A 3,644-nucleotide genomic window follows, 5' to 3' on the forward strand; every position below is an offset into this window, starting at 1 on the left:
CCAATGGGGGATCGACTTCGATTACTGCGTGGCGCTTGCAAGCGACGCCACGTCGGTCCTCGACCTTGGTTGCGGTACAGGCGAACTCGCGGCCGTCCTCGCGAACAATCGAAAAGTGACCGGTGTCGACCCCGCAGCGGCCATGCTCGACATCGCACGAAACCGCGCGGGCGGTGACGCGGTCACCTGGGTACAGGCGGATGCGCGCACCCTACGCCTTGGAGAACGCTTCGATCTCGTTCTGCTGACAGGCCACGCGTTTCAAGTGTTCCTCACCGACGACGATCAAAGAGCCGCACTCGCGACGATCGCCGCGCATCTCAGTCCCGATGGACGGTTTATCTTCGACAGCCGCAATCCAGCGCTGAGAACGTGGGAAAACCGAAACCGCCACAACAGTCGCAATCACCTCGACCATCCCCGGTTCGGCCGGATCGAAACGTGGAACGAGCCTTCCTACGACGATGCCACCAGCATCCTCACCTACGAAAACGGCTATCGGGTTCTCGAAACCGGCCAGGCTTTCTCGGCCTCGGCCCAGATCCGCTATACGGCCCGGGAGAACCTTGCAGCCATGATCGAAGCAGCCGGGCTGATGGTCGAGAAATGGCTCGGCGACTGGGAGGGCAACCCATACCATCCGGGAGCGAAGGACATCATCCCGATCGGTCGAATGGCGTGAGTGCGACGCGCTAAAAGTCCGTTTTCGAGATGCACCCCTGCGGGACGCTCCTCCGCACGAGAGAGCTTTAGCCTCGCATTCGGCAACGAACCTTATTCGACGACGGACCTGAATTGAAACGGTCCACATGCTGTGGAGCGAAGCGTCTCGAAGCACGCAGAGCGTCTCCGAAACGTTCTCAAACAGCTCTATACCGGAGGGGCGGGCAGGTCGCGTGGTTCGTCGCGGGACGGAAGGCGATTGCCGCTGACCCAACGCACGATGTCCAACATGACGATGGAAAGGGCTTCATCGAGCCCCCTCGCCGCCCCTGCGGCATTCACCGCCGCAACGGGCACGCTCGCCCGGAAGATGCGGCCGGCGACGATCCGCCCGGTCTGATCGTTCACGATCTTCACCGACAACACCACATAGGCCTCGTTGTTGGGGGTCGCGACCTCGAAGTTGCGGACCTCCATGATCAACTGGGCATCGGCGACCGCGCCGCTGCTTGGGCGCGATACGCCGCGAAGCTGAGATGCATTCTCGAACGTGTTGATCAGGCGGGTCTGGATGAGTCGCGGCAGGGTATCGGACCATTGTCCGTCGCCGAGGAAAGTGATCGTCCCAGACACGTCCTTGACGATGATCTGTTGCGTAGCGAGGGACTGCAAGGCGGAAGGTTCGTTCACCAGCAATTGCCGTCCGCTCCCGCCGCCGATGCGGGCGGTGGGCGCCGACAGATCGAACGTCGTCGGCGTCGGGCTGGACGAACAAGCCGTGGTGAAAAACGCAAGCAGCAGAGCCGGCGCGAGGCGTCGCATCGGCAGCGGATTTTTTCGAATGGAGGGAGGCGACACAGGGGACCAGCGCATTCTTCTCAACGATCAACGTCGTCCATTGTATTCGGGAATCGATGGCTTGCCACCGAAGATGAATTGCTGCGGGTTGCGTTCGATGCTGCGAACCGCGCGGCTGATGTCGTTGAGGGCCTTGCGTCCTTCGACGGCCAAGGCCTCGTATTCGCGAAGACCCGATTCCGTGAAGCGTCCGACGCCGGTGAGGATCGTTCCGCTGCGCGCGTCCAGATTGTCCGCGAGTTCGCGGATCGAGCGCGCGGCCTCCTTGATTTCTTCGAACGCGCTCTTGCCCTCTTCGCCGGAGGCGGAGCCGAGGAACTTCTGGGCGCCCTCCAGGACGGCGTCCACCTTGTCGGCGGAGCGATTGAGCTTCTCCGTCAGCGAACGCGCATCGGCCAGGATTTGATCGACGTCCGGGCTGCGGCGGCTCAGGGTCTGGCTGAACGTGTCGATATTGTCGACCGTCCGCCCGACTTTCGCGGGATCGACGGCCTTCGTGAGATCGCCGAGTTGGGCCACCGCCGCGTCCAGTTTCGGCGCTGTCGCGTTGAGGCTCTTGATCAGGGCTGCCGCGTCTTTCAAGGCGGTGCTGATCGCCTCGCGGTTCTGCCCGAGCGAATCCGTGAAGCTCTCGACATTCTCGACGATCTTGCTCACCCGGTCCTTGTCGACCGAGCGGACCACTTCGTCGACATTCGTCGCCAAAGTCTCGAGCTTTTCAGCGAGCGGCCCGACCTTCTCGGCGGCCTGCCCGACCTGATCGAGGAACCGGTCGATGCCCTCGGAATTCTCGCCGAGAGCCTGAGAGAATTTCTCGACGTTCTGAATGGTCCGGTTGATCGCCCCTTCGTTGTCTCCGACCACTCGGCTCACGCGTTCCAGGACATCGTCGGCCCGTCGCGCGATGTTGCGGGCGGTTTCGATCAGATCCTGGAAATCCGACCGATCGGCGAAGATGGTCGGCATGGGCTGTCCGGGACCGGCCGCCAAGGGCGGCGCGTTCGGCTCGCCCCCCGAGAGTGCGATCTGGGCGACGCCGGTGAGGCCTTGGTATTCGAGGCGGGCGCGGGTGTCCGACCGAATAGGAGTGGTGCTGTCGACCTGGATGATGGAAACGACTCGGCGGGGATCCTCGGGAAGCAGGCTGATCTCGGTCACTTCACCAACCCGCAAGCCGTTGAAGAGCGCCAGCGAGCCCTTGGACAAGCCCGACACCGATCCGGAAAAGACAACGCGGATGGATTGTTTCGCCTGGCCGCGATCGCCGCCGCTGAACCAGTAGACGAACCCGAACGCCGCGGCGATGACCGCCAGGGTAAAAGCTCCGATCAGGGCGTAATTTGCACGCGTTTCCATCGCAAACCTTAAGCGTCGCCGGCGGAAATTGCCCGCGCGCGCTTTCCATGAAAATAGGCACGGAGCCAGGGATGATTCGATGCCACCATCGTTTCGATTGGCCCCTCTGCCAGGATCTTGCCGTCCCCGAGCGCTGCGATTCGGTCGCAGACTGTGTAAAGGCTGTCTAGATCATGGGTTACCATGAATACGGTGAGCCCCAAAGTCCGCTGTAACGTAGCAATCAGCTCGTCGAAATCACCAGCTCCGATGGGATCAAGACCCGACGTCGGTTCGTCAAGAAAGAGAATGTCGGGATCGAGCGCCAGCGCTCGCGCGAGCGCGGCGCGTTTGATCATGCCGCCCGACAATTCCGAAGGCAGTTTGTCCGCCGCATCCGGCTTCAGGCCGACCATCTCGATCTTCAGCATCGCCAATTCGTCCAGCAGTCGCTCCGACAGGGAGAGATATTCGCGCATCGGAACCTGGACGTTCTGTTTGACCGTCAATGCCGAGAAAAGCGCCCCCTGTTGGAACAGGACGCCCCAATGGCGCTCGATCTCGCGGCGCGAGGCTGCCGACAGGTCGTCGACATTCTCGCCAAGAACCTCGATGGTGCCGGCGCGCTTCGGCACCAGGCCGAGGATCGCACGGGTGAGGACGGACTTGCCCTGCCCCGACGCGCCGACGAATCCGAGGATCTCGCCGCGATAGACGTCGAGATCGAGCCCTTTCATGATCAGGCGCTCGCCGAAGCCCACTTCGAGGCCGCGAACGCGGATGATCGC

At 62.4% G+C, this 3,644-nt stretch carries 4 protein-coding genes; 1 reads left to right on the forward strand and 3 read right to left on the reverse strand.

Annotated features, from left to right (window positions below; genetic code table 11):
* The coding region (locus AC1DT3_RS14850; RefSeq protein WP_477466016.1) for a class I SAM-dependent methyltransferase at positions 1 to 682 on the forward strand (682 nt) is incomplete at its 5' end.
* A 188-nt stretch (positions 683 to 870) separates the two neighbouring features.
* Here the strand turns inward: AC1DT3_RS14850 and AC1DT3_RS14855 are convergent.
* The 3 genes from AC1DT3_RS14855 to AC1DT3_RS14865 all read right to left on the reverse strand — a co-directional run bounded on the left by AC1DT3_RS14855 (position 871) and on the right by AC1DT3_RS14865 (position 3,641).
* Positions 871 to 1,485, reverse strand: a complete 615-nt coding sequence (locus AC1DT3_RS14855) for an ABC-type transport auxiliary lipoprotein family protein (RefSeq protein ID WP_477466017.1) — start codon at positions 1,483 to 1,485, stop codon at positions 871 to 873.
* A 63-nt stretch (positions 1,486 to 1,548) separates the two neighbouring features.
* A complete protein-coding gene (locus AC1DT3_RS14860) occupies positions 1,549 to 2,877 on the reverse strand; it encodes an MlaD family protein (RefSeq protein ID WP_477466018.1) in 1,329 nt (442 codons plus the stop codon).
* A gap of 8 nt (positions 2,878 to 2,885) precedes the next feature.
* Entirely contained in the window at positions 2,886 to 3,641 is a 756-nt protein-coding gene (locus tag AC1DT3_RS14865) for an ABC transporter ATP-binding protein (protein WP_477466019.1), read from the reverse strand.
* Positions 3,642 to 3,644: the final 3 nt, after the last annotated feature.

It is taken from the genome of Microvirga sp. P4_G7 (assembly GCF_056401005.1).

Bases quoted from the DNA above. Each gene is read 5' to 3' on its own strand.
- AC1DT3_RS14855 (WP_477466017.1), bottom strand. From the start codon at position 1,485: ATGCGACGCCTCGCGCCGGCTCTGCTGCTTGCGTTTTTCACCACGGCT.
- AC1DT3_RS14860 (WP_477466018.1), bottom strand. From the start codon at position 2,877: ATGGAAACGCGTGCAAATTACGCCCTGATCGGAGCTTTTACCCTGGCG.